Origin of the sequence: Ruminococcus sp. RTP21204st1_B2_RTP21204_210225, from assembly GCF_040914135.1 — a bacterium.
Lineage (GTDB): Bacteria > Bacillota > Clostridia > Oscillospirales > Ruminococcaceae > Hominimerdicola > Hominimerdicola aceti.
Genome location: NZ_JBCPGA010000109.1, coordinates 1 through 1,708 on the forward strand (window position 1 = coordinate 1; position 1,708 = coordinate 1,708).

The 1,708-nt window shown below is 37.4% G+C and carries 3 protein-coding genes; all 3 read left to right on the plus strand.

Annotation, left to right across the window (positions count from 1 at the left end; translation table 11 throughout):
* The first annotated feature begins 202 nt into the window (after window positions 1-202).
* On the plus strand, window positions 203-913 hold the full coding sequence (locus AB5123_RS14270; RefSeq protein WP_117925291.1) for a hypothetical protein: 711 nt from the start codon (window positions 203-205) through the stop codon (window positions 911-913).
* A 27-nt stretch (window positions 914-940) separates the two neighbouring features.
* Window positions 941-1,171 (plus strand): hypothetical protein, encoded by a 231-nt coding sequence (locus AB5123_RS14275; RefSeq protein ID WP_117859263.1) that lies wholly within the window; start codon window positions 941-943, stop codon window positions 1,169-1,171.
* Between the two features lie 158 nt (window positions 1,172-1,329).
* The coding region (locus AB5123_RS14280; protein ID WP_368364994.1) for a hypothetical protein at window positions 1,330-1,708 on the plus strand (379 nt) is incomplete at its 3' end.

The window sequence follows — 1,708 nt, forward strand, 5'->3', positions numbered from 1 at the left end:
TTTAACTTGAGATTATGTTGTAAACACATAAGCATGCGCGTATATCAGCCAGAACCAAATGATTTGAAATATGATGTGCGGAGATGTGAAAAATGTGGCAGGATAACTTTGTTTGATGATTCTTACAATTTAGTAAAAGTATATAAACCAGAAGAATAGTCGTTTAAGATCATAGCACAAACTTTGCCCTCGGAGAACAACATTGAAACAGCTTTTAAATTTCGAGATACAAATTTACGATATCATAAAAACGTCCTGCACAAACAGCACGAACACACCCTCGCCTGCCTGCGATGACCTTTACAAGACCAGGTTTATTTTTGCTGACGGCGAGACGATATTTTCCCCTGCACATTTTTGTCAAAAACTTAAAAGCCATGGTTTGCAGGGCGTTTCGATAGTCCGAAACGGCGATCAACTTGCCTTGCCCGAAAGCGCATTTGAGTTTGATAAGATTTGCTTTCTTGAAACAAAATTCAAAAGCAAACAGAGCATTTGGACGATCAAAAGAGTTTGGCAAGACACCCATTGGTATGTAACATACCGTGAGATAAGCGGAGTGAAGAAAGCGCTTTTTTACAAGGTCTGCCCAAGCAGTCCCGATATCAAACAATGTATATCCGATCTGAAAAATGCGATACAAAGCGCACAAAAGCTTTGCGATACTATCGGCTATCACGGCTTTGAAGAAGATTTTCAAGAAGCCCACCGTCTTTTGAATGATACCGACCGCCTTGACAACGTGCTGAACGGCGCTTTGTCCGCCTGCGTTTTCGCAGGAATGGGAAGCTGGGACGACGAAGTTGCGGCGATATGCGAGGATAAAAATATCCCCCAGCACCAATACACCGAGGTCACAAACGCCCTGTTTTCGGCAATTTTGAATGTTATATGCGGAATATGCAGCTACTAAAAATATACAATTTATAGGAGAGATAATATGAGATTTGTATGTCGATGTGGGAATATGCTCACAAATCAGCTTGACCCTAACGATACAGAGTATTATGTGTACTCTGATCGTGAATGGTCTGAATTTGAAAAAAAGGGGTGGATATATTTTTTAGATGTTCCATATCCTCAATATGATGTATGGAGATGTGAAAAATGTGATAGAATATATTTATTTAAAGAGAATAAGGTTGTAAAAGTTTATAAGCCGGAAGAATGAATGCAATCCAAAGCATTTATGGAAAATCAGCAGTTAAAGAGAATTATTTGGACAAAGTAGGCATTGTAATATGTAAGAACTATTTCGACGGCTTTATTGATAAGAGATGGAAATATGTTGTATTATAACAAAACTTAGTAACAAACGGTGGTGAATTTATGAGTTTAGACAAAAGATGTCCTTGGTGTGGAGAAATCATAAAAGGTCGATTTTTTCAAAGAGGTCATTATCATTGTCCTAACTGTGGTAATTATAGCAAAATATATAAATACGGTTGGATCTATGGGTTAGGAGCCATTGTCGGTTTGGCTTTTATTATTTTTTTAAAATATGTGTTTGCAATTTATAGTATATTTATATTTTGGATCATCTACTCTATTATCTGTATAGCTTTGCCCTTGGAGATGGAAACGAAACATTTCATACCTAAGAAAAAAGGCACTGCGAATTTTACTTTGATAAAAGGGGCTGTAAAAAAAGTCCCCAAGAAAAAAGGCTGCGATCTTGCCAAAAAGCAAGACAGCAGTCTTTTTTTGT